This is a genomic window from Streptomyces sp. CB09001 (assembly GCF_003369795.1).
Taxonomy (GTDB): Bacteria; Actinomycetota; Actinomycetes; order Streptomycetales; family Streptomycetaceae; genus Streptomyces.
Genome location: NZ_CP026730.1, coordinates 3178704 through 3203480 on the forward strand (window position 1 = coordinate 3178704; position 24777 = coordinate 3203480).

A 24777-nucleotide genomic window follows, 5' to 3' on the forward strand; every position below is an offset into this window, starting at 1 on the left:
CGCCCCGCGTCCGCACGGGGAGACCGGCCCGCGTCCGCACGGGGAGACCGCCCCGCGTCCGCACGGGGAGACCGGCCCGGGCCCGCGTGCGGGACCGGCCCGGGTCGCGTGGAAGACCGGCGGTGTTCGCGTGGGGCGTCCGGTCCGGTCAGCCCTCGGCGGCCGACGGGGTCACCGAGGCCGACTTGCAGCTGGGCTGCTTGGCCATCGCCTGGCCGACGTCGCCCTCCTCCAGGGTCTTCAGCGCGTTGCTGCCGCTCTTGCTGAGCTTGTTCAGCTCGGTGGCGATGTCCTTGAGGCCGTCGGCGAACTTGGCCTGGTCCTTGGTGTCGAGCTCCTCCACCTGCTTGCGCAGGGAGGCGTACGAGGAGGAGAGGCCGTTCAGCTCGGTGACCGCGTCCTTCTGCTTCTTCTCGCCGTCGTCGACGTCCGGGGGGCCGGCCTTCTGGACGGTGGCGCCCATCGCCTTGTAGGCGTCGGACATGTCCTGGAACGCCGTGGCGTCGGTCTTCTGGACCTCGGCGGGAGTGCTGTTGTCCGAGGTCTCCTTCTGGATCGCCGCGTTGGCCGCCTCGATCTTCTTGGCCTGCGGCTGCACGCCCTCGCAGACGTCCTTGGCCCAGGAGTCCAGCTTCTCGTTGTCGTCGCTGCTGCTGCATCCCGTCAGCGCCAGTACCAGTACCGCACCGCCGGACAGTGCGGCCGCGAGCTTCTTGTTCACCGGATTGGTCCCTTCCATGGCTCTCGGCCCCGGAACATACACGCCGGATGGGGGACATCCACCGGACGAACATCCGTTATGACGGTATTGAAGCCATTTGCACCAAGAGAGAGAAGGCTCACGGTGAAACGGTGCGCGCCAGCGCGAAACGGGCGGACGACGCGTCAACATGCGCCGTCCGCCCGTTCCTTGAGCAGTGCCCGGAGCGAATCCGGGCGGTGAAACGGAGAGCGGGTGCTACGAAACCACCGCCGGATCGGCCGACTTGGGTTCCGGATCGGAGTTGTCCTCGTCACCCATGGCGATCCCGCGCCGCTTGGACACGTAGACCGCCGCCGCGATGACGACGAACGCGACGACGGCGATCAGCACCCGTACGCCGACACTCTTGTCGGCTCCGTAGGAGAACTTGATGACCGCCGGGGCGATGAGCAGCGCCACCAGGTTCATGACCTTCAGCAGCGGGTTGATCGCCGGACCCGCGGTGTCCTTGAACGGGTCGCCGACCGTGTCGCCGATGACGGTGGCGGCATGGGCCTCGCTGCCCTTGCCGCCGTGGTGGCCGTCCTCGACGAGCTTCTTGGCGTTGTCCCAGGCACCACCGGAGTTGGCGAGGAACACCGCCATCAGCGTCCCGGCGCCGATCGCGCCCGCCAGGAACGCGCCGAGCGCGCCGACGCCTAGCGTGAACCCGATGAAGATGGGTGCCATCACGGCGAGCAGCCCGGGCGTGGCGAGTTCCCGCAGGGCGTCCCTGGTGCAGATGTCGACGACCTTGCCGTACTCGGGTTTCTCGCTGTAGTCCATGATTCCGGGCCGTTCCCGGAACTGCCGCCGCACCTCGTAGACTACGGCGCCCGCCGACCGCGACACCGCGTTGATCGCCAGCCCCGAGAAGAGGAAGACGACCGCAGCGCCGGCGATGAGCCCGACGAGGTTGTTGGGCTGCGAGATGTCCATCATCAGGTTCATCGGCGCGCCCTCGCCGCTGAGTTTCTCGCCCACGTCCGCCGCGCCGGTGGTGATGGCGTCGCGGTACGACCCGAAGAGGGCCGCGGCGGCCAGTACGGCGGTGGCGATGGCGATGCCCTTGGTAATGGCCTTGGTGGTGTTGCCGACGGCGTCCAGGTCGGTGAGCACCTGGGCGCCGGCGCCCTCGACGTCGCCGGACATCTCCGCGATGCCCTGCGCGTTGTCGGAGACCGGCCCGAAGGTGTCCATGGCGACGATCACACCGACCGTGGTGAGCAGGCCGGTGCCGGCCAGCGCCACCGCGAACAGCGCCAGCATGATCGACGTGCCGCCGAGCAGGAAGGCCCCGTAGACGCCGAGGCCGATCAACAGGGCGGTGTAGACGGCGGATTCGAGGCCGAGCGAGACTCCGGCGAGGACGACGGTGGCGGGACCGGTGAGCGAGGTCTTGCCGATGTCCTTGACGGGGCGCCTGGTGGTCTCGGTGAAGTAGCCGGTGAGCTGCTGGATCAGGGCGGCGAGCACGATGCCGATCGCGACCGCGACCAGTGCGAGGATCCGCGGATCGCCGCTCTTGCCCGCGATCGCCGCGTCGGTGACGCCGTCCAGGTCGGTGTACTTGCCGGGCAGGTAGACGAAGACGGCGACCGCCACCAGCACCAGCGAGATCGCCGCGGAGATGAAGAAGCCCCGGTTGATCGCGCTCATGCCGCTGCGGTCGGACCGCCGGGGCGCCACCGCGAAGATGCCGATCATGGCCGTGAGCACGCCGATCGCCGGGACCAGCAGCGGGAACGCCAGCCCGGAGTCGCCGAACGCCACCTTGCCGAGGATCAGCGCGGCCACCAGGGTGACGGCGTACGACTCGAAGAGGTCGGCCGCCATGCCCGCGCAGTCGCCGACGTTGTCGCCCACGTTGTCGGCGATGGTCGCGGCATTGCGCGGGTCGTCCTCCGGGATGCCCTGCTCGACCTTGCCGACCAGGTCGGCGCCGACGTCGGCGGCCTTGGTGAAGATGCCGCCGCCGACGCGCATGAACATCGCGATCAGCGCGGCACCGAGGCCGAAGCCCTCCAGGACCTTCGGCGCGTCGGCCGCGTACACCAGCACCACGCAGCAGGCGCCCAGCAGGCCCAGCCCCACTGTGAACATGCCGACGACGCCGCCCGTGCGAAACGCGATCTTCGTCGCTTTGTGCGAGACGAGGGTGAGATCCTTTTCCGGTTCGCCGGGGGCCGGTGTCGCTTCCCGGGCCGCCGCGGCGACGCGCACATTGCTGCGCACGGCGAGCCACATACCGATATAGCCGGTGGCCGCCGAGAACGCCGCGCCGATCAGGAAGAAGATCGAACGTCCGGCACGTTGATTCCAGTCGTCCGCGGGCAGCAGCATGAGCAGGAAGAACACGACGACGGCGAATACGCCGAGCGTGCGCAACTGCCGGGCCAGGTACGCGTTCGCGCCTTCCTGGACGGCCGCCGCGATCTTCTTCATGCTGTCGGTTCCCTCGCCCGCCGCGAGCACCTGGCGCACCAGGAAGCCCGCGAGCACCAGCGCTGCCAGCGCGACGACCGCGATGACCGCGACCAGGGCGCGGTTTCCGTCGGTCAGCACGGCGGCCGCGAGGTGGGAGGGATCGCCCAACTGATGAGGGGTGGAAAGCTCCGCCATTCGTCCTCCTTGACGCTTGGGCTGAGCTCAAGATGTGGACGGGATTGTAGGTACCGGAACCTGATCAAAACAGTGCACGACAAAATGAATTGCGCTGTCAACCACAAGGGGGCCGGAAGTAGTAATGGCCCTCCGGCATTAATACGTGATCCGTTCGATGATCCGTACGGGATCCGTTCGGTGATCCGTACGGGATCCGTTCGGTGATCCGCACGGGATCCGTTCGGTGATCCGCACGGGATCCGTTCGGTGATCCGTTTCGTGAACCGCCGGGTGATCAATTCTCGTGCGATTGATCGTGAATGAATTCACTTAACGCCCGCACGACCTCAATGTATGTCCGCGCATGGCAAAGGGCCCCACCAGGTGGGGCCCTCTGGGTGACGCAGGGGTGATACGGGGGTGACGCGGGCGGGGTCAGATCGGCGGCAGCACCGCCGACGCGGTGGGCCAGGTCATGCGGATCAGCCCGCCGCCCTCGCCCGCCGTGACCTCGACGTCGTCGACGAGTCCACTGATGACCGCGAGGCCCATCTCGTCCTCCTCACTGTCCTGTGCGTCGGCGGCGTCCCCCGAGGACTTGGCCCCGGGGACCGTGTGCGGCGCCTCGTCGCCGACCTCGATGGAGAACTGCTTCTCCTCCTCGATCAGCGCCACCTTGACCGGCGCCGTGATGCCGACGTGCTGATGCAGGCCCACGGCCCGCGTGCAGGCCTCACCGACGGCGAGCCTGACCTCGTCGAGGACGGCCTCGTCCACTCCGGCCCTGCGCGCCACCGCGGCCGCCACCAGACGGGCGGTGCGGACGTGCTCGGGCAGCGCGCTGAAACGGAGTTCGACGGTGGCCATGCATCCCCCTTGGAACTGCGGGCGTGCTTTCGAGGGTCCGGGCCGCCGACAGCCCGGACCCCCCTCGTTCTACTTGCTGTCCCGAGCCCCAAGAGGCCCGGGACCGGTCGTCAGTCGGTGGCCGCCACCGCTTCCTCGACCGAGGTGTGAATGGGGAACACCTTGGTGAGGCCGGTGATACGGAAGATCTTGAGAATGCGCTCCTGGTTGCAGACCAGCCGCAGCGAGCCCTCATGGGCACGCACCCGCTTCAGTCCACCCACCAGCACGCCGAGCCCTGTGGAGTCGAGGAAGTCCACGCCCTCCATGTCGACGACGAGGTGGAAACTCCCGTCGTTCACGAGCTCGACCAGCTGCTCACGCAGCTTGGGCGCGGTGTATACGTCAATTTCGCCACCGACCTCGACGACCGTACGATCGCCGACGGTACGGGTCGACAGGGACAGGTCCACGGATCCTCCAGCACCTTGCTATCGAGCGGTCGTCCCTCGGGACACCTCGGCTTGAAGCCCCCAGGACGGTTCGCCAGCCGCGATGGCATTCAATCACTTACCGGCAGGCGTGCACGACGCCTTGGTCCCATTGTCCGTCACGCCAGTGACAGACTCGGTGCCGATGGCCAAGAATCACCGACCCGATCGATCCCCGGCGGAGCCCGGCTCCCGGCCGGAACCGGGCATGCTCCTGGACCGGCTCGCCGCGGGACCGAGCCGGGCTGCGCGCATCACTCATACGGAGCACTTGCCCCCGCGTGCGGGCCGTCATGCCGTCTGGCCGGAGGGGATTCGGCCGGAGGTCCTGGCCGCGGTACGGGCCGCGGGCATCGAACACCCCTGGGCCCACCAGGCACGCGTGGCCGAGCACGCCCTGGACGGCGACTCGGTGGTCGTCGCCACCGGCACCGCGTCGGGCAAGTCGCTGGCCTATCTGGTGCCGGTCCTGTCGACCCTCGTGGACGGCTCCGAGGCGCCCAACGGGCGTGGCGCCACCACGCTCTACCTGGCCCCCACCAAAGCGCTGGCGGCCGACCAGTGCCGGTCGGTGAAGGAACTTTCACAACCCCTCGGGACCTCCGTGCGAGCCGCGGTCTACGACGGCGACACGCCGTTCGAGGAACGCGAGTGGATCCGCCAGTACGGAACGTACGTCCTGACCAACCCGGACATGCTGCACCGCGGCATCCTGCCCTCCCACCCCCGTTGGTCCTCGTTCCTGAAGGCACTGAAGTACGTCGTCATCGACGAGTGCCACACCTACCGGGGCGTCTTCGGCTCCCACGTCGCCCAGGTGCTGCGCAGACTGCGCAGACTGTGTGCGCGCTACGGCGCGTCGCCCGTGTTCCTGCTCGCCTCCGCCACCGCCGCCGAACCCTCGGAAGCGGCCCGCCGGCTCACCGGGCTCCCGGTGATCGAGGTCGCCGACGACGCGTCACCCCGCGGTGAACTGGTGTTCGCCCTCTGGGAACCACCGCTGACCGAACTGGAGGGCGAAAAGGGCGCGCCGGTGCGCCGCACGGCCACCGCGGAAGCCGCGGACCTGCTGACCGACCTCACCGTGCAGGGCATGCGCTCGATCACCTTCGTCCGCTCCCGGCGTGGCGCCGAGCTGATCGCGGTGATCGCCCAGGAGCGTCTGGCCGAGGTCGACCGCTCCCTGGCCGGGCGCGTGGCGGCGTACCGGGGCGGCTACCTCCCCGAGGAGCGCCGCGCCCTGGAACGTGCCCTGCACTCCGGTGACCTCCTCGGCCTGGCGGCGACGAACGCCCTCGAACTCGGCCTCGACATCTCCGGCCTGGACGCCGTGGTGATCGCGGGGTACCCGGGCACGCGGGCCTCGCTGTGGCAGCAGGCGGGCCGGGCCGGCCGGGCCGGACAGGGGGCGCTGGCCGTGCTGGTCGCCCGTGACGACCCGTTGGACACCTTCCTCGTCCACCACCCGGAGGCCCTTTTCGACCAGCCGGTGGAGTCCACCGTCCTCGACCCGGACAACCCGTACGTCCTCGCCCCCCACCTGTGCGCGGCGGCGGCGGAACTGCCTCTGACCGAGGAGGACCTGAAGCTCTTCGGGCCCGCCTGCGAGGAGCTGCTGCCCCAGCTGGAGGCGGCGAAGCTGCTGCGCCGTCGGACCCGGGCCTGGCACTGGACCCGCCGTGAGCGGGCGGCCGACCTGACCGACATCCGCGGCGAGGGCGGACGTCCGGTCCAGGTCGTCGAGGAGGGCACGGGCAGGCTGCTGGGCACCGTGGACGCCGGTGCGGCCCACACGGCCGTGCACGAGGGCGCCGTGCACCTCCACCAGGGGCGCACGTACCTCGTCCGCTCGCTGGACCTGGAGGACTCCGTCGCGCTGGTAGAGCAGGCCACCCCCGCCTACTCGACGGTGGCCCGCGACACGACGGCGATCTCGGTGCTGGAGACCGACATCGAGGTCCCCTGGGGCGACGGGCGCCTCTGCTACGGCTCCGTCGAGGTAACCAACCAGGTGGTCTCCTTCCTGCGCCGGCGCCTGATCACCGGCGAGGTCCTGGGCGAGACGAAGCTCGACCTCCCTCCCCGGACACTGCGCACCCGCGCGGTGTGGTGGACGGTCACCGAGGACCAACTGGACGCGGCCCGGATCAACCCGGAGATCCTCGGCGGGGCCCTGCACGCCGCCGAGCACGCCTCGATCGGCATGCTGCCCCTGTTCGCGACCTGCGACCGCTGGGACATCGGCGGCGTGTCCGTCCCCCTGCACCCGGACACACTGCTGCCGACGGTCTTCGTGTACGACGGCCACCCCGGCGGCGCGGGCTTCGCCGAGCGGGCCTTCCACACGGCCCGCGACTGGCTCACGGCAACCCGTGAAGCCATCGCCTCCTGCGAGTGCGACGCGGGCTGTCCTTCCTGCATCCAGTCCCCCAAGTGCGGCAACGGCAACGATCCGCTGCACAAGCGGGGAGCGGTACGGCTCCTCACGGTGCTGCTGCGGGGGGCGGCGGAGACGGACCAGCCGGGGTAGGCGGTACGGAGGGTGGTGGCGCGGGTGGCGCCGGTGCGGTGAGTGGGGCCGGGCCCGCCCTCGCCCGGACCTCCGCCGTGAAGGGGCCTCTGCCCGACGCCGCCGTCACGTCCGAGATCTGTCCGGTGAGCACACAGCGCACCAACCGCACCTCCTGCGCCCGCGCGACCCGCCCCGCCCTTTCGCACGCCGTAGTGGCGCCCTGCGCCCATTCGTCCGCCGCGGCGAGCGCCGCCAGGTCGGCGCCGCCCGCCGCGCGGTGCCGGGCCACGACGGCCTGCCCCAGGGCCAGCACGACGCCGAACACGACACACAGAACGGCGATGGCGGCAACGCTCCACACGGTCGCCGACCCCTGGTCGGAGGCACCCATGGCTCGGCCCCCGCCGGCACGGTCCCTCACGGCTCCGCCCGCACCGGTTCCCTCTCGGACGGCTCGGCATCCGCCGGGCCCGCCCCTCACGGCTCGGCCCCCACCGGTTCCGCCGCCGTCGGCGCCGTCCCCGCCGGCTGCTCCACCGAAGCCACGGCTTCCTCCCGTACTTCGAACGGCAGCCCGTGCAGAGCCGGCGGCTCGGCCACCACGACCACACGGACCAGTCCCGCCTCGCGGCTGACCGTGACCCGCGCTCCGCTCGGTGCCGCCTGACGGGCGAGCTCCACGACCGCGTCTTCCGGGTCCTGTCGTGCCGCCGCGCGGGCCCCCGCCCGGGCCGCGTCCACGCACTGGATCTGGGCGGCGACCACGAGCAGCCCCCACACCAGCGCCATCGTGAACACCACCAGCACGGGAAGCACCACGGCAGCCTCCGCCGTCACGAATCCGCTGTCCGGCCCGGTGCTCGCCCCGGCGTCCGGTGCGCCGCGCAGGCGGCGTCCGCGCACACCGCGGACCGGGATTCCGGCTCTCACCGCCCTTTCACATCCGCGCATTGAGAGCCCCCTTCACGATGCCCTGCAGCTCCGCGCTCACCGTCCCGCTCGTGACGACCTTGTAGAGGATCACGGCGAAGGCCACCGCCGCGACGATCCCCATCGCGTACTCGGAGGTGACCATTCCAGCGTCCCGCCGCGCGGCCTGCCGTCGCACCGCCCCGACCACTCCGCCCACCAAGGCACCCAGCCGTGCCCGCACCATCTGATACATCGCAACCCCCGTATGGCTCGATTCCGTTGCTCGCTTGCTCATCCGTTGCTCATCCGTTGCTCGACCACTGGTCGACCGCTGTTCGACCCGCTGTTCGTCCGACGCGCCGATCCGTCAGCCACCTCCTCCTTGACCCAGCACCCCGCCGGCCAGTCCGATGACCACCGGCAGTACGCCCACCGCGATGAACGCGGGCAGAAAGCACAGCCCCACCGGCGCGGTGACCATGACGGCCGCCCGGCGGGCCCGGACCGTCGTGGTGCGGGCCCAGTCGGCACGGGCCTGGGCGGCCAGGCGGGCGACCGGGCCCGCCGCGGGCAGGCCGGACACCTCGGCCCGCTCCAGCAGCCGCGCCAGGGGTGCGGCCCCCGGGACGGCGGCCAACCCCCGCCAGGCACCCTCCGGTTCGCCGCCGAGGCGTACCTCCGCGGCACCGCGCCCCAGCGCGTCCCCGACCGGTCCGCCGAGGGCATCGCCGACCGCCCGCGCCGCCGCCACCGGACTCGCGCCCGCCGCGATGCAGGCCGCCAGCAGATCGGCGGCCAAGGGCAGTTGACGGGCGGCTCGCGCGGCTGCGGCCTCCGCCGCCTCCGTGCCCGCGGCCGAACGTCGGGCACTCCGACGCCACAGTGCGGCCGCGCCCACCAGCCCCACCAGTACCCCGGCCAGACCGCCGACCAGGGCCCAACCGACGCCCACCGTGCCGGCCAGCGGCAGCCACGGGCGCAGGGTGCGCAGCGCCTCGGCGCGTCGCGAGGCGGAACGGACCGGCGCCCGCTGCGGTCCCAGTAGGCCCCTGAGCCGCCTGCGCAGCGCCCGCTCCCGCCGCATGGCTCCGAGTCGGCGTGTCAGCCAGCCGGCGGCCAGGACCATCGCCGCCGCTGCCCCCAGCCTGTGGACAAGGTCGCCGTTCACGAAGTCGCCTCCGCCCCGCGCACGATCCGCGTCACCCACCACACGCCCAGGCTCTCCAGAACCCCGCCGGCCAGCAGACAGCCCACCCCGGCACCGGTGTGCAGCAGCACGTGCAGGGGATCGGCCCCGAGGGCGACGCCGAGCAGGAGACCCAGAACCGGAAGGCCGGCGAGCATCACGGCCGTGGCCCGGGCGCCGGCCAATTGGGCACGCAGGTCCGAGCGCTGGTCCCGCTCGGCACGCAGCGCGCCCTCCAGCCTGTCGAGACCGGCCGCGAGCCCCGCGCCCTGGTCGACCGCGACCCGCCAGCACGCCGCGAGCCCACGCAGCCCCTCGGCGCCAGGTTGCCCGGCTGCCGACGCCAGGGCCCCGGGGACGTCCCCGCCGAACCGGGCCGCCGCCAGCACCGCCGCCTGCGCGTCACCGAGCCCGCCGGAGTCGTGCGCGGCGCACAGGAGCGCCTCGCCCGGTTGCCGCCCCGCCCGCACCTCGCCGGCGAGTGTCCCGCACAGGGCGATCACCGCGTCCTGCCGGTGCTCGCCGGCCCGCCTTTCCCGGCCGGCCAGTCGCACTCGCCGCAGCGCCGGTACGCCGGCCGCACCCGCGACGACCGGCAGCACCGAGGTGCCCAGGATCGCCAGCACCAGCCCGGCGGCCAGTGACCACCACTCGGGCCTCAGCCGGCCCCGGACACGCCGCAACCCGTCCGTCATCCGACGCGCCGCGGGCGGCCCGGCAGCGTGCGTCCCACCAGACCTGCCAGTCTCACTCGTGCCACCGGTCGCGCGCGTCCGGCCTTCGGCGAGCACCGTCCGCGCTCGCCGTACTCCTGAGTGCCACCCTCCCGCCAACCAGGCGGCCGATCCCAGGCACACCAGGATCACGCCCGTCGAGAGCTCGCCCGTCCCCGGCATGCCCGTCGCCGGAGGGCCGGTCACCGTCATGCTCATCATCTCCGTGCCTCCCGTCCGACCGGCGCCCGCTCCTCGGTCCCCGCGTCGCGAAACAGCTCCCGCAGCCGCTGCCAGCCGCGTTCGGCCACGAAGGCCTCCGGCCCCCATCGCAGCGCCGGCACCGTCCGCACCAGCCCCGACGGGTCCCGCTCCAGTACGTGCACCTCGGCGATCCGGCGCCGTCCCGCGCGGTCACGGACCAGGTGGAGGACCACCGAGAGGGCCGCAGCGAGCTGGCTGTGCAGAGCCGCACGGTTCAGGCCCGCGGTCGTCCCGAGCGCCTCCAGCCGAGCCGGTACGTCGGCGGCGGCATTGGCGTGCACCGTCCCGCAGCCGCCTTCGTGACCCGTGTTCAACGCGGCGAGCAGATGGACCACTTCGGGACCTCGCACCTCGCCCACGACCAGCCGGTCCGGCCGCATGCGCAGCGCCTGGCGCACCAGGTCCTCCAGGGTGACCAGACCGGCGCCCTCCTGGTTGGCCGGTCTGGTCTCCAGGCGGACGACATGCGGGTGGTCGGGGCGCAGTTCCGCCGAGTCCTCGGCCAGCACGATGCGTTCGTCCGGTCCGACCAGTCCGAGCAGGGCGCTGAGCAGCGTCGTCTTGCCACTGCCGGTACCGCCGCTGACGAGGAAGGACAGCCGGGCCCGCAGCAGAGCGCGCAGCACGCGGTCACCGCCAGGCGGCACGGTGCCCGCCGCCGCCAGCTCGTCGAGGGTGAAGGCGCGCGGCCGTACCACCCGCAGCGCGAGGCAGGTGCAGTCGACGGCGACAGGTGGCAGCACGGCGTGCAGCCGGGTGCCGTCGGGCAGCCTGGCGTCCACCCAGGGCCGTGCGTCGTCGAGCCGGCGCCCGGCCACGGTCGCGAGGCGCTGCGCGAGCCGCCGCACCGCCGCCGCGTCGGGGAAGGAGACCGGTGCCAGCTCCAGGCCACCGCCCCGGTCCACCCAGACCCGGTCCGGGGCGGACACCAGCACGTCGGTCACCGAGGGGTCGGCGAGCAGCGGCTCGAGTGGTCCGCTGCCGACCAGTTCCGACCTGAGCTGTTCGGCGGCACCGAGGATCTCGGCGTCCCCGAGCACCCGCCCCTGTTCCCGCAGCGCCTGCGCCACTCGCGCGGGTGTCGGCTCCGCCCCGCTCTCGGCGAGCCACCGCCGCACACCGTCGAGCATCCCGGGCGCGGCGCCGAGGCCGTTCCGCGCGACCGGTGCCGCAGACCGCAGGGAGCCCTGCGCCCGCGTCCGCACCGGCCGCCCGGAACCCGGTCCGGTCAACGCTGCGGGCGCCGAGCCGACCAATGTCGTGGTTGCCGAACCCACCCGTGTCGCGGTTGCCGGGACCACCGATTCCCCGGAGGCCTGGTGCCCAGCACCACCGGCGGGTGACAACGATCCCGTAGGCGTTCCGCCGGACGGCCGGATCACCCAGCCCGGAACCGCCCGCGCGTCCACTGCGCCGGGTGTCCCGGGGGCCCCGGGTCCCCGGCCGCCCGTGTCCTCCCCCTCAGTCGCCCCGGCGAGCCTCCCCGGGATCCCGGCCTGCTCTCCCGCAGCCACCACGTCCATCTCGATCCGCCTTCCACCGCTCACCACCGACCGGGCCGCGCCGCTCACGAGCCGCTCCCGCCCGGCCCGCCGCTCTCCGCCAGCGCCCGTTCCCAGAACCCCCGGCAGAAGCGCGCCAGCGGACCACGACCGGGTGTGCCCGGAGGGCGTTTGCTCTCCGTGGCCCGCAGGAGCCCTGACTCGACCGGTACTTCGCCGGCCAGGGGAAGGCCGAGCAACCGGGCCACCTCACGGTCGTCGAGCCCGGAGCCGTAGGGTCCGCGCACCGCGACCCGGAGGTCGCGCAGAACCATGCCCACCGAGGCCGCCACCCGGCCCGCCGCCGCCACGGCCCGCAGCTCGGCGGGGACGACGAGGATCCCGATGTCGAGCTGCGCGAGGACCTCGGCGACGCCGTCGTCGATCCGGCGGGGCAGGTCGACGACGACCGTGCCGCCCCTCCTCCGGGCCGCCGCGAGCACCGCGCGCACGGCCTGCGGCGGTACCGCGACGCAGTCGCCCCGGTCCCAGCTGAGCACCCGGAGCGAATGCAGCCGGGGCAGCGACTCCTCCAGGGCGCCGCCGCCGACCCGCCCTCGCGAGGCCGCGAACGCCGGCCACCTCAGCCCCTCGGCCGTCTCGCCGCCCAGGAGGACGTCGAGGCCGCCGCCCAGGGGATCGGCGTCCACCAGCAGACTGCGCAGCCCCTCCCGCGCGGAGGTGACGGCAAGCGCGCAGGCCAGTGTGGACGCCCCGGCGCCGCCCCGGCCGCCGATGACGCCGACGGTGAGGGCCGGACGGCCGACGCCCTCGGCGACGTCGGCGATGCGGTCGACCAGCCACTGCTCACCGTCGGGCAGCATCAGGACGTGGTCGGCGCCGATCTCGACGGCCCGCTGCCAGATCCCCGAATCGTCCTGATCACGGCCCACCAGGACCACTCCCCGTCTCCGCACCGCTCCGCGTACCCGCCGCGCCGCGTCGTCCCCGACGAGGACCAGGGGCGCGGTCTCCCATCCGGTCCGCCTCCCGGACGCCGCAGGTGCGCGCGCCGCCGCAGAAGCCGCCGCCGTCAAGGCCGAAGGCGTCGAAGGAGGCGATGGCGGTGTCACGGGTACCGAGTGGTGCACCTCCGGCGTGGCGCCCGCGGCCGCGCACAGGCGCAGCAGGTCGTCGAGGAGCTCCGGGTCCTCGGTGACGATCAGGGGCCCGCTCTGCCGCCCTCCGGCGGTGGGCGGCGGGCCGTGCGTGATCGTTCCGGTCATGGTCTTTCCCCCTTCGGCACGGCTCCCGCAGCCGCGCCCGGCATCTCGTGGTCTCTCGCGCAGCCCCCGCGGCCCCGCGTTTTGCGGCCGCGTGAAGAACCGGAAAGCGGTCCCCGCACGAGCGGCGCACATCACGCGTCCGGCAAACAGATCCGGCCATGGAACTCGGCACGGCCCGGACGCATGGGAATCACGGTGCAGCGATCCGGGAAATCGTGTGGATCTTGGTAAAAAACTGTGGACAACTCGATGGTTGTGAATATCGACTCACTCGAACCGGTGAGCCTTCTACGGCTCCGCTCCACCCGGCGTGCGACTGCCGCAGAGCAGTCCGACCGCTACGCTGCGTGGCCGACTTTGGTCGCGACAACGCCTGGGCCCCGCGCCGCAACGGCACGGGGCCCAGATCGTAAGAAGAGCGAGAAACCCACCCGGACATGCGACGACCCCCGCCGGGGGGGAGAGCGGGGGTCGTCTCCACGGCCGACTCGGGGGGGGAGGAGTCGGACCGGGTTAGCACGGTCGCGAACGATCCGTGACTTCCATGGTGTACCCGAGAGCCCTCTCAGGCAAACCCACGCGCCCCAGCTTACGCCGAATGGGCTGCGCCTATGCTCAGGGTTGTGGAAAACCACTCCTCGCCGCACTCCGCGTCTCCCTCCATGCCCCGCACGGCGGCCTTCTTTGACCTGGACAAGACGGTCATTGCGAAGTCGAGCACGCTCACGTTCAGCAAGTCGTTCTACCAAGGCGGGCTGATCAACCGCAGGACCGTGTTGCGTACCGCATATGCCCAGTTCGTGTTCCTCGCCGGCGGAGCCGACCACGACCAGATGGAGCGGATGCGCGAGTACCTCTCCGCGCTGTGCCGCGGGTGGAACGTCCAGCTGGTCAAGGAGCTCGTCGCCGAGACCCTGCACGACCTGATCGACCCGATCATCTACGACGAGGCGGCCTCCCTGATCGAGGAGCACCACACCGCCGGTCGCGACGTCGTGATCGTCTCGACGTCGGGCGCCGAGGTGGTCGAGCCGATCGGCGAGCTGCTGGGCGCGGACCGGGTGGTGGCGACGCGCATGATCGTGGGTGAGGACGGCTGTTTCACCGGAGAGGTGGAGTACTACGCGTACGGCCCGACCAAGGCGGAGGCGATCCGGGAGCTGGCCGGGTCCGAGGGGTACGACCTGTCCCGCTGCTACGCCTACAGCGACTCGGCGACCGACCTGCCGATGCTGGAGGCCGTCGGCCACCCCCACGCGGTCAACCCGGACCGGGCGCTGCGCCGCGAAGCCCTCGCGCGCGAGTGGCCGATTCTCGATTTCCACCGCCCGGTGCGGCTCAAGCAGCGGATCGGGGGATTTTCCGTGCCCCCCCGACCCGCGCTCGTCGCAGCCGCCGCGATAGGCGCCGCGGCGGCGACCGCGGGTCTCGTCTGGTACGCGAGCCGACGACGGTCCACGGCGGCCTGATCGGGGCCCTCGGACCCCTCGGACCCCTCGGACCCGTCCGAGCTCGGTCCCGGTCGGCCCAATGAGTCCTTTCACCCGCGTATGACCGCAAAAGTAAAGAAGTGCGGCGGGCACTTCCGCTTACTCGGGCCCGGTAGTACAAAGGACTCAACGGCCCGCGAGACCAAGGACATCCGAAAGGATCACCTTTACACGCATTTGGCCCCACGGACCGAGCATGGACACCGGGCACCCACGCGACGTCGACCCGTCGATTACGGGCCAGCCGCACCAGGTCACGGGCGAAGCTCCCGGCCTGATGGGCACATATCGAGGACGCTTGGTAACCGGGTGGTCATGCCAGCGGCGGTACGAGCACTCGTACCGCCGCATTTCTGTGCCGCCCGCCCAAAACGGGCCCCGGTCCGGCGAACTGGGGCGGCCAGGTCCTACGCCGCCCCGCGCTGGAGCGCCTCGCACACCGCCGTCGACTCGCGGGCACCCAGGGCGACCGCCTTGCCGCAGTGGGCGATCCAGGCGGCCACACCCTCCGGGGTCCCGGAGACGTAGCCGTCGAGCGCCGCCAGGTAGGCCGCGCGTCCCAGCTCGGCGTGACCGACCTCGGCCGGGCACACCGACTTGGGGTCCAGTCCGCTGCCGACCAGGACGATGCGCTCAGCCGCGCGGGCGACCAGACCGTTGTGGGAGGTGAAGGGACGCAGCGCCAGCAGTTCCCCGTGCACCACCGCGGCCGTCACCAGCGCCGGTGCGGTACCGCCCGCCGCGACCAGCGCGGCCAGGCCGTCCAGCCGGCCGTGCGCCTCCTCGGCATCGGGCAGCGGCAGCTCGACGAGCGGTTCGTCCACCGGCTCGCCGTTCTGGCGGGGCCGCCCCACCTCGTCGTCCTTGTCCGCGGCCGCCACCAGGTGCAGTCGGGCCAGCACGCGCAGCGGCGACTGCCGCCACACGGACAGCAGTTGCCCCGCCTCGGCGGTCAGCCGCAACGCGGCGCCCACCGCACGCGCCTCGGCATCGCCACTGAAGTCGCTGCGTCGGCGCACCTCCTCCAGGGCCCAGTCCGCCCCGGACAGCGCCGCCGAACCCCGGGCGCCGCGCAGGGCCGCCTCGGAGGTGATCCCGTTGCTGCGGCGCCGCATGATCCGGTGGCCGTAGACGCGGTCCACGGCCTTGCGTACGGACTCCACGGACTCGGCCACGCCGGGCAGGTCGCCCAGGGCCGCGAGCGGATCGGCGTTCGCGCCTGTCGTACTCATGAGTAAGACCCTACGCAACCCTGCGCCGTGCCCCACGAATGAGTGGTCTTCTTCACCCCCGGCCCCTCTCGCGTGCCACTTACAGCTATCGAGCCACTACGCTTGGTGAACATGAAAATTGCTTTCGTCGGGAAGGGCGGCAGCGGCAAGACCACCCTGTCCTCCCTCTTCGTCCGCCACCTCGCCGCCACCGGCGCACCCGTCGTCGCGATCGACGCCGACATCAACCAGCACCTGGGGGCAGCGCTGGGTCTCGACGACGCGGAGGCGGCCGGGCTGCCCGCGATGGGCGAGCACCTTTCGCTGATCAAGGACCATCTGCGCGGCACCAACCCGCGCATCGCCTCCACCGAGAAGATGATCAAAACGACGCCGCCCGGCGAGGGCTCCCGCCTGCTGCGCGTGCGCGAGGACAACCCGGTCTACGACGCCTGTGCCCGGCCGGTGGAACTCGACGGCGGGACCGTCCGTTTGATGGTCACGGGGCCTTTCACGGACGCCGACCTGGGGGTCGCCTGCTATCACTCCAAGACCGGAGCGGTGGAGCTGTGCCTGAACCATCTGGTCGACGCACGTGACGAGTACGTCGTGGTGGACATGACCGCCGGCTCGGACTCGTTCGCCTCTGGTATGTTCACCCGCTTCGACATCACGTTCCTCGTCGCCGAGCCGACCCGCAAGGGTGTCTCCGTCTACCGCCAGTACAAGGAGTACGCCCGCGACTTCGGCGTCACCCTGAAGGTCGTCGGCAACAAGGTGCAGGGGCAGGACGACCTCGACTTCCTGCGCGACCAGGTCGGGGACGACCTGCTGGTCACCGTCGGACACTCGGACTGGGTGCGTGCCATGGAGAAGGGCCGCCCGCCCAGGTTCGAGCTCCTGGAGGAGGCCAACGGCCGGGCGCTGCGCACGCTGCACACGGCCGTCGACGCGACGTACGGTCTGCGGGACTGGGCGCGTTACACCCAGCAGATGGTCCACTTCCATCTGAAGAACGCCCACAGTTGGGGCAACGAACGCACCGGGGACGACCTGGCTGCGCAGGTCGACCCCGGTTTCGTCCTCGGCGAGGAGGTCGCCGCCCCCGCGTGAACCGCCGGTCACCGCGTCCCCGTACCCCTCGGAGCGCGCGGCGGCCCGGCCCTACTGCTTGGCGGCCGGCGCCCCGGGCACGCCCTTCGGCGCCGGTGCGGGCGCGGCCGAGAGGAAGGACGCCCAGCTCTTCTTCGGAGCCTCACCCACGCCGAGGGTGCGCAGCTTCTTCAGGACCTTGGGGTCCTGGGCGTCCAGCCAGTCCGCGAGTTGCCGGAAGGAGACACAGCGCACCTCCTCCTTGGTGCACACCGTCTCGACGACCTCCTCCACGGCGCGCATGTAGGTGCCGCCGTTCCAGGACTCGAAGTGGTTGCCGATGATCAGCGGCGCGCGGTTCCCGTCGTAGGCCCGCTCGAAGCCCTTGAGCAGGCTGTCGCGCATCTGGTCGCCCCAGAACTCGCGCTTGGCGGGGTCGCCCTGGGTGGCGGTGCCCGACTGGTTGACCATGTAGTTGTAGTCCATGGTGAGCTGCTCGTAGGAGTGGCCGGGGAACGGCACGAGCTGCATCGACAGGTCCCACAGGCCCTCCTTCTTCGACGGCCAGACCTGGTTGTTCACCCCGCTGCTGTCGTAGCGGAAGCCCATCTGGCTCGCCGCCTTCATGAAGTTCTTCTGCCCCTCCAGGCACGGGGTGCGGGCGCCGATCAGCTCCTTTTCGTAGTCGAAGGGCAGGGGCGCGGCGTTCTTCATCCCGGTGTTGGTCTTCCAGGTCTTCACGAACTGCTTGGCCTGGCTGATCTCCGCCTTCCACTCCTCGACGGACCACTCGCCGACCCCGCCGCCGGCGCCGCAGAAGTGCCCGTTGAAGTGGGTGCCGATCTCGTTGCCCTCCTGCCAGGCCAGCCGCAGCTGTTTGATGGTGTCGGCGATTCCCTGCTCGTCGTTGAAACCGATGTCGGAGCGGCCCGGGGAGTGCTGGGGCGGGTTGTACAGGTCCCGCTTCTCGGTCGGCAGCATGTACACGCCGCTCAGGAAGTACGTCATGGTGGCGTTGTTCTCCTTGGCCACTTCGCGGAAGTGGGAGAACAGCTTCTGGCTGTCCTCACCCGCACCGTCCCACGAGAACACCACGAACTGCGGGGGCTTCTGGCCGGGCTTGAGACGTTCGGGCCGGGGCAGGTGCGGCTGGGCCCCGGTGTACGCGGTGGAACCGTCGCCGATCAGCCGGACCGCGTTCTTGGGCGCCGGTGCCGCTTTCCCCTTCTCCTTCGCCGGGCCTTGCGTCCCTTCGCCGGAACCGGTCCCGTTGTCGATCGCGCAACCGGCCAGCGACGCGGCGCAGACCGCGGCGACCACGGCGCGCGCGGCCGTCTTGCGGGAGGCCATCCTGCGGGTGGCGGCCATGTCCGCCCACCTTCTTCCTTCTCTCGGGCCAACGCCGACTAGGCGATGTCGGGTGCTGAGCCGGGCCGTGCCGTCAGCGCCGTCAAGGTGACACGGAAATGAGAGGGAATTAGTACGACAAGCCGATGAAATAACTGATCCACTCGAATGCGCGGGGCGTTACTCCATTCGTGCTAAAAACCTATGCCTCTTCTTTACTCTGAATTACTCTCTATTTACTCGCTGTAATCGAACGGATTCTCAGGAGACGGGAACATGTCAGCCTGCGTCCCCGCCCGCGCCGATTCGGCCCGGACCAAGCACGTCCACCAACCCCACAGCCCGCCGCCCAAGGGCCCCCGGCGCTTCCGCGTCGCGGGTGCCGATGTCTCGGCCGCGATCGCGGTCTTCCTGATCGCGCTCCCCCTCTCCCTGGGTATCGCCCTCGCCACCGGCGCCCCCCTCCAGGCCGGCCTCGTCGCCGCCGCGGTGGGCGGGATCGTCGCCGGACGGATCGGCGGCTGTCCCCTCCAGGTCAGTGGCCCCGCCGCCGGGCTCACCGTGGTCACCGCCGACCTCATCCAGCACTACGGATGGCGTACGACCTGTGCCATCACCGTTCTCGCCGGGCTCGCCCAACTCGGCCTGGGCTGCCTGCGCGTGGCGCGCTCGGCGCTCGCCGTGAGCCCTGCCATCGTGCACGGCATGCTCGCCGGCATCGGCGTCACCATCGCCGTCGCCCAGCTGCACATCGTCCTCGGTGGCACCCCCCAGAGCTCCGTGCCCGACAACCTGGTCGCGCTGCCCGCCCAGTTGGCGAACGTCCACCCCGCCGACCTGGCCGTGAGCGTGCTGACCCTGACCCTGCTGCTGCTCTGGCCCCGCGTCCCCGGCCGGGCGGGCCAGCTCCTGGGCAGGCTGCCCGCCGCCCTGATCGCCGTCGCGGGTGCCACCGCGGTCGCCGCCCTCACCGGACTTCGCCTGCCCAAGGTCGACCTGCCGTCCTGGAGCAGCCACGCCCTGGCCTCGCTGCCCGACGGCCCGGTACTGGGTCTCGTCGCCGCCGTCCTCACCACCACGTTGGTGTGCAGCGTGCAGTCCCTGCTCGGCGCTGTCGCCGTGGACAAACTGGTCGCCGCCCGGCCCGCCCTGACCGGCCGCGTCAAGCGCTCCGACCTCGACCGGGAACTGCTCGGTCAGGGCGCCGCCAACATCGTCTCCGGGTCGCTCGGCGGACTGCCCATCGCCGGTGTGGCCGTGCGCAGTTCCGCGAATGTGGCGGCGGGCGCCGTCAGCCGGAACTCCACGATGCTGCACGGCGTTCTCGTAGTGATCGCCGCACTGCTGATGGTCCCGGCCCTCGAGTTCATCCCGCTCGCCTCGCTCGCCGCCCTGGTCATGGCCGTCGGCCTCAAGATGGTGTCGCTGAACCACATCCGTACGGTGACCCGCCACCGTGAGGTGCTGGTCTACGCGGTCACCACCTGTGGCGTGGTGTTTCTCGGCGTCCTGGAGGGCGTCGCACTGGGCATCGCCGTCGCCGTCGGCGTCGCCCTGCACCGCCTCACCCGCACCCGGATCACCCACGACGACACGGAGGGAGTCCATCACGTACACGTACGCGGCCAGTTGACCTTCCTCGCCGTGCCGCGGCTCAGCCGGGTCCTGCACCAGGTGCCCCACGGAGCGGACGCCGTCGTCGAGCTGGACGGTTCGTTCATGGACCATGCGGCGTACGAGACGCTGCAGGACTGGCAGAAGACGCACACCGCGCAGGGCGGCTCCGTCGACATCACCGGCCGCCGGCCGGGCACCCGGATCTCCGAACCCGCCGAGGAGGACGGCTGCCGTTGCCGTCCCTGGACGCCCTGGCGCAACCACCAGTGCGAACGCCCGCCGAAGACCCCGTCATCCGGCCCGGTCGGGCAGGCGGCCACCGAAGGCTCCCCCGGCGGGACCCTCGGCACCACGACCGGCCTGAAAACACCCGGCACAGGACGGACGAGAGGCGCAACAGACGCAACAGACGCGTCCGGTACCCCGGACGGACCCCTCGGACACGAACTCGCCCGTGGCATCAACGCGTTCCATCGCAACACCGGTCCGCTGATGCGCCGTGAGCTGGCCCGGCTGGCCCGGGAGGGACAGCAGCCCTCCCAGCTCTTCCTGACCTGCGCCGACTCGCGGGTCGTCACGTCGATGATCACCTCCAGTGGTCCCGGCGACCTCTTCGTGGTGCGCAACGTCGGCAACTTCGTGCCGCTGCCCGGCGAGGAGAGCGGCGACGACTCGGTGGCCGCGGCGATCGAGTACGCCGTGGACGTACTGAAGGTGCGGTCCATCACGGTGTGCGGGCACTCCGGGTGCGGGGCGATGCAGGCGCTGCTCGGCGCCGAACACAGGGGTGCGCGCACGCCCCTCCAGCGGTGGCTGCGGCACGGGCTGCCCAGCTTGGAGCGCGCCCTGCCGGACCTGGACGCGTACGCGAACGAGCACGAGTCCGAGCCCGAGCGCGAGTCCGGTCGCTCCCGCGTCCGGCCGGCCGAGCACGGGGCCGCCGACGCGGCCGAGCGGCTGTGCCTGGCCAACGTGGTCCAGCAGCTGGAGCACCTGCGCGCCCACGACTCGGTGGCCCGCGCGCTGGGAGCCGGGGACCTGGAGCTGCACGGCATGTACTTCCACGTGGGTGAGGCCCAGTCGTACCTGCTGTCCGAGGACGCGGAAGGCGGCGTGTTCGAGCTGGTACGGGAGACGAACCTGACCGGCTGACCGCCCGAGCCGACCGTCCGAGCGGTCCCGGGGAGCCGCGGCGCGGGCAGGTGTGAGCGGCGTTACACACCCTGAACCCCGCGCCGTCGGCGTCCGTGGGTACGGGTGACCACGGACCACAAAGCCACGGAGGAGACACAGCAGGCAGGCGGCGACCAGAACAGGTCTAAACCATTTGCCCGTCGACCCTTGTCATCGGCCCCCCGGGTCTGATGAGCTGTGGCCTGGGACACAACGGACAACCCTGAGAAAGGGAGATGTCGTGAGCAACGAATCCTTGGCCAACCTGCTCAAGGAAGAACGCAGGTTCGCACCCCCCGCCGACCTGGCCGCGAACGCCAACGTCACGGCGGAGGCGTACGAACAGGCCAAGGCTGACAGGCTCGGCTTCTGGGCCGAGCAGGCCCGCCGACTGACCTGGGCGAAGGAGCCGACCGAGACGCTGGACTGGTCGAACCCGCCGTTCGCCAAGTGGTTCGAGGACGGCACGCTGAACGTCGCCTACAACTGCGTGGACCGCCACGTGGAGGCGGGCAACGGCGACCGCGTCGCCATCCACTTCGAGGGCGAGTCCGGCGACAGCCGCGCCCTCACCTACGCCCAGCTCAAGGACGAGGTCTCCAAGGCCGCCAACGCCCTGCTGGAGCTGGGGGTGCAGAAGGGCGACCGGGTCGCGATCTACATGCCGATGATTCCCGAGACGGCGATCGCGATGCTGGCCTGTGCCCGCATCGGCGCCGCGCACTCGGTCGTCTTCGGCGGCTTCTCCTCGGACGCGCTGGCCACCCGCATCCAGGACGCCGACGCCCGCGTCGTCATCACCGCCGACGGCGGCTACCGGCGCGGCAAGCCGTCCGCGCTCAAGCCGGCCGTCGACGAGGCCGTCGAGCGCGCCGGGATCGTCGAGCACGTGCTCGTCGTCCGCCGCACCGGCCAGGACGTCGCCTGGGACGACTCCCGCGACAAGTGGTGGCACGAGATCGTCGACGGCCAGTCCGCCGAGCACACGCCCGAGGCGTTCGACGCCGAGCACCCGCTCTTCATCCTGTACACGTCCGGCACGACGGGTAAGCCCAAGGGCATCCTGCACACCTCCGGCGGCTACCTCACGCAGACGGCGTACACCCACTGGGCCGTCTTCGACCTCAAGCCGGAGACCGACGTCTTCTGGTGCACCGCCGACGTCGGCTGGGTCACCGGGCACTCGTACATCGTCTACGGCCCGCTCACCAACGGCGCCACACAGGTCATGTACGAGGGCACCCCGGACACCCCGCACCAGGGCCGCTTCTGGGAGATCGTGCAGAAGTACGGCGTGACGATCCTGTACACGGCGCCCACCGCGATCCGGACGTTCATGAAGTGGGGCGACGACATCCCCGCGAAGTTCGACCTGTCCTCGCTGCGCGTCCTCGGCTCGGTCGGCGAGCCGATCAACCCCGAGGCGTGGATCTGGTACCGCAAGAACATCGGCGCGGACACGACGCCGGTCGTCGACACCTGGTGGCAGACCGAGACCGGTGCGATGATGATCACACCGCTGCCGGGCGTCACGGCGGCCAAGCCGGGCTCCGCCCAGCGGCCGCTGCCCGGCATCTCCGCCACCGTCGTCGACGACGAGGCGCGCGAGGTGCCGAACGGCGGGGGCGGCTACCTGGTGCTCACCGAGCCGTGGCCGTCGATGCTGCGCACCATCTGGGGCGACGACCAGCGGTTCATCGACACGTACTGGTCGCGCTTCGAGGGCAAGTACTTCGCGGGCGACGGCGCCAAGAAGGACGACGACGGCGACATCTGGCTGCTCGGCCGCGTCGACGACGTGATGCTCGTCTCCGGCCACAACATCTCCACCACCGAGGTCGAGTCGGCCCTCGTCTCCCACCCGTCGGTCGCCGAGGCGGCCGTGGTCGGCGCGGCGGACGAGACGACCGGCCAGGCCATCGTGGCCTTCGTAATCCTGCGCGGCACCACCGCGGAGAGCGAGGGCCTGGTCGCCGAGCTGCGCAACCACGTCGGTGCCACCCTCGGCCCGATCGCCAAGCCCAAGCGGATCCTGCCGGTCTCGGAGCTGCCGAAGACACGCTCCGGCAAGATCATGCGGCGCCTGCTGCGAGACGTGGCGGAGAACCGCCAGGTCGGCGACGTCACGACGCTGGCGGACTCGACGGTCATGGACCTGATCCAGACGAAGCTCCCGGCCGCGCCCAGCGAGGACTGAGCCGGCCGCACGCACAGGGCGAGGGCACCCGGCGCCGGACGCGCGCCGGGTGCCCTCGCCCTGTGCGACCTCCGGGGCCCGGGTAAGCTGGACGGCACGTAAGAGAATCATCAAGATCCTCATGGTGCGCCGGGAAGTCTGGTCGGCATGTGTTCCGTGCTGCCCACCGACCGGAGGTTCTCCTCGTGACCGCGCCCCGCACCCCCCGCAAAGCCTTCGGCCGGCTGTCCCTGCCGGAGCGCACCTACATCGCGGACGCGCTGCGCACCGAGACCGTCGGCGGTGTCCTGCTGCTCGTCGCCGCGATCGCCGCCCTGGTGTGGGCGAACATCCCGGCACTGCACGACAGCTACGAGAGCGTCAGCCACTTCCACTTCGGCCCCGCGGCCCTCGGCCTGAACCTGTCGGTCGCCCACTGGGCCGCCGACGGACTCCTCGCGGTCTTCTTCTTCGTCGCCGGCATCGAACTCAAACGCGAACTCGTCGCCGGTGACCTGAAGGACCCCAAGGCCGCCGCGCTCCCGGTGGTGGCGGCGCTGTGCGGCATGGTCGTACCGGCGGTCGTGTACACCGTCACCAACACCGCGGGCGGCGGCTCCCTGTCCGGCTGGGCCGTGCCGACCGCCACCGACATCGCCTTCGCGCTCGCCGTACTCGCCGTCATCGGCACGTCGCTGCCGAGCGCCCTGCGCGCCTTCCTCCTGACCCTCGCCGTCGTCGACGACCTGTTCGCCATCCTGATCATCGCGGTCTTCTTCACCGACGGCCTCAACTTCGCCGCGCTCGGCGGCGCGGTCGTCGGCCTCGTCGTCTTCTGGCTGCTGCTCCGCAAGGGCGTGCGCGGCTGGTACGTGTACGTCCCGCTCGGCCTGGTGATCTGGGGCCTGATGTACAACAGCGGCGTCCACGCCACCATCGCCGGTGTCGCGATGGGCCTGATGCTTCGCTGCCACACGCGCGAGGGCGAGGAGCACTCGCCCGGCGAGCACATCGAGCACCTGGTGCGCCCGCTGTCGGCGGGCCTGGCCGTGCCGCTGTTCGCCCTGTTCAGCGCGGGGGTGGCCATCTCCGGCGGGGCGCTGGCCGACGTGTTCACCAAGCCGGAGACCCTCGGCGTGGTGCTCGGGCTGGTCGTCGGCAAGACGCTGGGCATCTTCGGCGGCACCTGGCTGACCTCGCGCTTCACCAGGGCCTCGCTCAGCGACGACCTCCAGTGGGCGGACGTGTTCGCGGTGGCGACGCTGGCCGGTATCGGGTTCACCGTCTCGCTGCTCATCGGCGAGCTGGCGTTCGAGGACGACGCGGCAATGACCGACCAGGTCAAGGCCGCCGTCCTGACCGGCTCGCTGATCGCGGCGGGCCTGGCGACGGTGCTGCTGAAGATACGGAACGCGAAGTATCGGGGGATGGTCGCGGAGGAGGAGCGCGACGACGACCTCAGCGGTGTCCCCGACATCTACGAGGAGGACGACCCCGCGTACCACCTGCGGGTGGCCGCCGTCTACGAGAGGAAGGCCGCCGAGCACCGCCGGATCGCCGGGGAGATGGAGGCGGCACGGCTTGCCGAAGTGGCGGGCGGGGCAGGCGATGAGGGCGACGGTCCGGCATGATCT

Annotated in this window: 19 protein-coding genes; 6 read left to right on the top strand and 13 right to left on the bottom strand. The window is 71.3% G+C overall.

Translation table 11 applies throughout. The features are described 5' to 3' along the window. Window positions 1-148: 148 nt before the first annotated feature. The 4 genes from C4J65_RS14495 to bldG all read right to left on the bottom strand — a co-directional run bounded on the left by C4J65_RS14495 (window position 149) and on the right by bldG (window position 4665). Window positions 149-739, bottom strand: coding sequence for a small secreted protein (locus tag C4J65_RS14495; RefSeq protein ID WP_115742789.1), 591 nt, complete (start codon window positions 737-739; stop codon window positions 149-151). Between the two features lie 219 nt (window positions 740-958). Next, the gene (locus C4J65_RS14500; RefSeq protein WP_115742790.1) at window positions 959-3364 is read right to left on the bottom strand and encodes a sodium-translocating pyrophosphatase; all 2406 of its coding nucleotides are present in this window, start codon (window positions 3362-3364) and stop codon (window positions 959-961) included. Between the two features lie 417 nt (window positions 3365-3781). Further along, window positions 3782-4213: an ATP-binding protein gene (locus tag C4J65_RS14510; RefSeq protein WP_115742792.1), complete on the bottom strand. Its 432-nt coding sequence runs from the start codon at window positions 4211-4213 to the stop codon at window positions 3782-3784. A gap of 110 nt (window positions 4214-4323) precedes the next feature. After that, window positions 4324-4665 carry an anti-sigma factor antagonist BldG gene (gene bldG, locus C4J65_RS14515; protein ID WP_003975386.1) on the bottom strand — a complete coding sequence of 114 codons (342 nt, stop codon included), beginning with the start codon at window positions 4663-4665 and terminating at the stop codon, window positions 4324-4326. A gap of 82 nt (window positions 4666-4747) precedes the next feature. Here bldG and C4J65_RS14520 point away from each other — a divergent pair, with 82 nt between their 5' ends. Further along, complete coding sequence (locus C4J65_RS14520; protein WP_162833186.1) at window positions 4748-7213, top strand: DEAD/DEAH box helicase; 2466 nt, start codon at window positions 4748-4750, stop codon at window positions 7211-7213. Here the strand turns inward: C4J65_RS14520 and C4J65_RS14525 are convergent. The 7 genes from C4J65_RS14525 to ssd all read right to left on the bottom strand — a co-directional run bounded on the left by C4J65_RS14525 (window position 7167) and on the right by ssd (window position 13037). Then, entirely contained in the window at window positions 7167-7586 is a 420-nt protein-coding gene (locus C4J65_RS14525; protein ID WP_162833187.1) for an Rv3654c family TadE-like protein, read from the bottom strand. The two genes, C4J65_RS14520 and C4J65_RS14525, sit on opposite strands and share 47 nt — an antisense overlap. An 86-nt stretch (window positions 7587-7672) precedes the next feature. Further along, window positions 7673-8125, bottom strand: coding sequence for a TadE family type IV pilus minor pilin (locus C4J65_RS14530; protein ID WP_115742795.1), 453 nt, complete (start codon window positions 8123-8125; stop codon window positions 7673-7675). A 7-nt stretch (window positions 8126-8132) separates the two neighbouring features. Beyond that, window positions 8133-8360 (bottom strand): DUF4244 domain-containing protein, encoded by a 228-nt coding sequence (locus tag C4J65_RS14535; RefSeq protein ID WP_115742796.1) that lies wholly within the window; start codon window positions 8358-8360, stop codon window positions 8133-8135. 114 nt (window positions 8361-8474) lie between these two features. Beyond that, window positions 8475-9275 (bottom strand): type II secretion system F family protein, encoded by an 801-nt coding sequence (locus C4J65_RS14540; RefSeq protein WP_115746453.1) that lies wholly within the window; start codon window positions 9273-9275, stop codon window positions 8475-8477. Beyond that, on the bottom strand, window positions 9272-10189 hold the full coding sequence (locus C4J65_RS14545; RefSeq protein ID WP_162833583.1) for a type II secretion system F family protein: 918 nt from the start codon (window positions 10187-10189) through the stop codon (window positions 9272-9274). The genes C4J65_RS14540 and C4J65_RS14545 overlap by 4 nt, the downstream gene beginning before the upstream one ends. Before the next feature lie 35 nt (window positions 10190-10224). Then, window positions 10225-11400, bottom strand: coding sequence for a TadA family conjugal transfer-associated ATPase (locus tag C4J65_RS14550; protein WP_162833582.1), 1176 nt, complete (start codon window positions 11398-11400; stop codon window positions 10225-10227). Window positions 11401-11837: 437 nt separating this feature from the next. Next, the gene (gene ssd, locus C4J65_RS14555) at window positions 11838-13037 is read right to left on the bottom strand and encodes a septum site-determining protein Ssd (RefSeq protein WP_115742797.1); all 1200 of its coding nucleotides are present in this window, start codon (window positions 13035-13037) and stop codon (window positions 11838-11840) included. A gap of 611 nt (window positions 13038-13648) precedes the next feature. On the opposite strand from ssd, the gene C4J65_RS14560 reads away from it, so the two are divergent. Further along, window positions 13649-14506, top strand: a complete 858-nt coding sequence (locus C4J65_RS14560) for an HAD-IB family hydrolase (RefSeq protein ID WP_162833188.1) — start codon at window positions 13649-13651, stop codon at window positions 14504-14506. Window positions 14507-14934: 428 nt separating this feature from the next. Here the strand turns inward: C4J65_RS14560 and C4J65_RS14565 are convergent, their stop codons facing one another. Further along, entirely contained in the window at window positions 14935-15759 is an 825-nt protein-coding gene (locus tag C4J65_RS14565) for a Fic family protein (RefSeq protein ID WP_115742799.1), read from the bottom strand. 111 nt (window positions 15760-15870) lie between these two features. Here C4J65_RS14565 and C4J65_RS14570 point away from each other — a divergent pair, with 111 nt between their 5' ends. After that, a complete protein-coding gene (locus C4J65_RS14570; protein ID WP_162833189.1) occupies window positions 15871-16851 on the top strand; it encodes an ATP-binding protein in 981 nt (326 codons plus the stop codon). A 51-nt stretch (window positions 16852-16902) separates the two neighbouring features. Here the strand turns inward: C4J65_RS14570 and C4J65_RS14575 are convergent, their stop codons facing one another. Then, complete coding sequence (locus C4J65_RS14575) at window positions 16903-18198, bottom strand: hypothetical protein (protein WP_115742801.1); 1296 nt, start codon at window positions 18196-18198, stop codon at window positions 16903-16905. 255 nt (window positions 18199-18453) lie between these two features. Here C4J65_RS14575 and C4J65_RS14580 point away from each other — a divergent pair, with 255 nt between their 5' ends. The 3 genes from C4J65_RS14580 to nhaA all read left to right on the top strand — a co-directional run bounded on the left by C4J65_RS14580 (window position 18454) and on the right by nhaA (window position 24774). Continuing rightward, window positions 18454-20946 (top strand): SulP family inorganic anion transporter, encoded by a 2493-nt coding sequence (locus C4J65_RS14580; RefSeq protein ID WP_115742802.1) that lies wholly within the window; start codon window positions 18454-18456, stop codon window positions 20944-20946. A gap of 262 nt (window positions 20947-21208) precedes the next feature. Beyond that, window positions 21209-23164: an acetate--CoA ligase gene (gene acs / locus C4J65_RS14585; protein ID WP_115742803.1), complete on the top strand. Its 1956-nt coding sequence runs from the start codon at window positions 21209-21211 to the stop codon at window positions 23162-23164. A 185-nt stretch (window positions 23165-23349) separates the two neighbouring features. Beyond that, complete coding sequence (gene nhaA, locus C4J65_RS14590) at window positions 23350-24774, top strand: Na+/H+ antiporter NhaA (RefSeq protein ID WP_115742804.1); 1425 nt, start codon at window positions 23350-23352, stop codon at window positions 24772-24774. The last annotated feature ends 3 nt before the right edge of the window (window positions 24775-24777 follow it).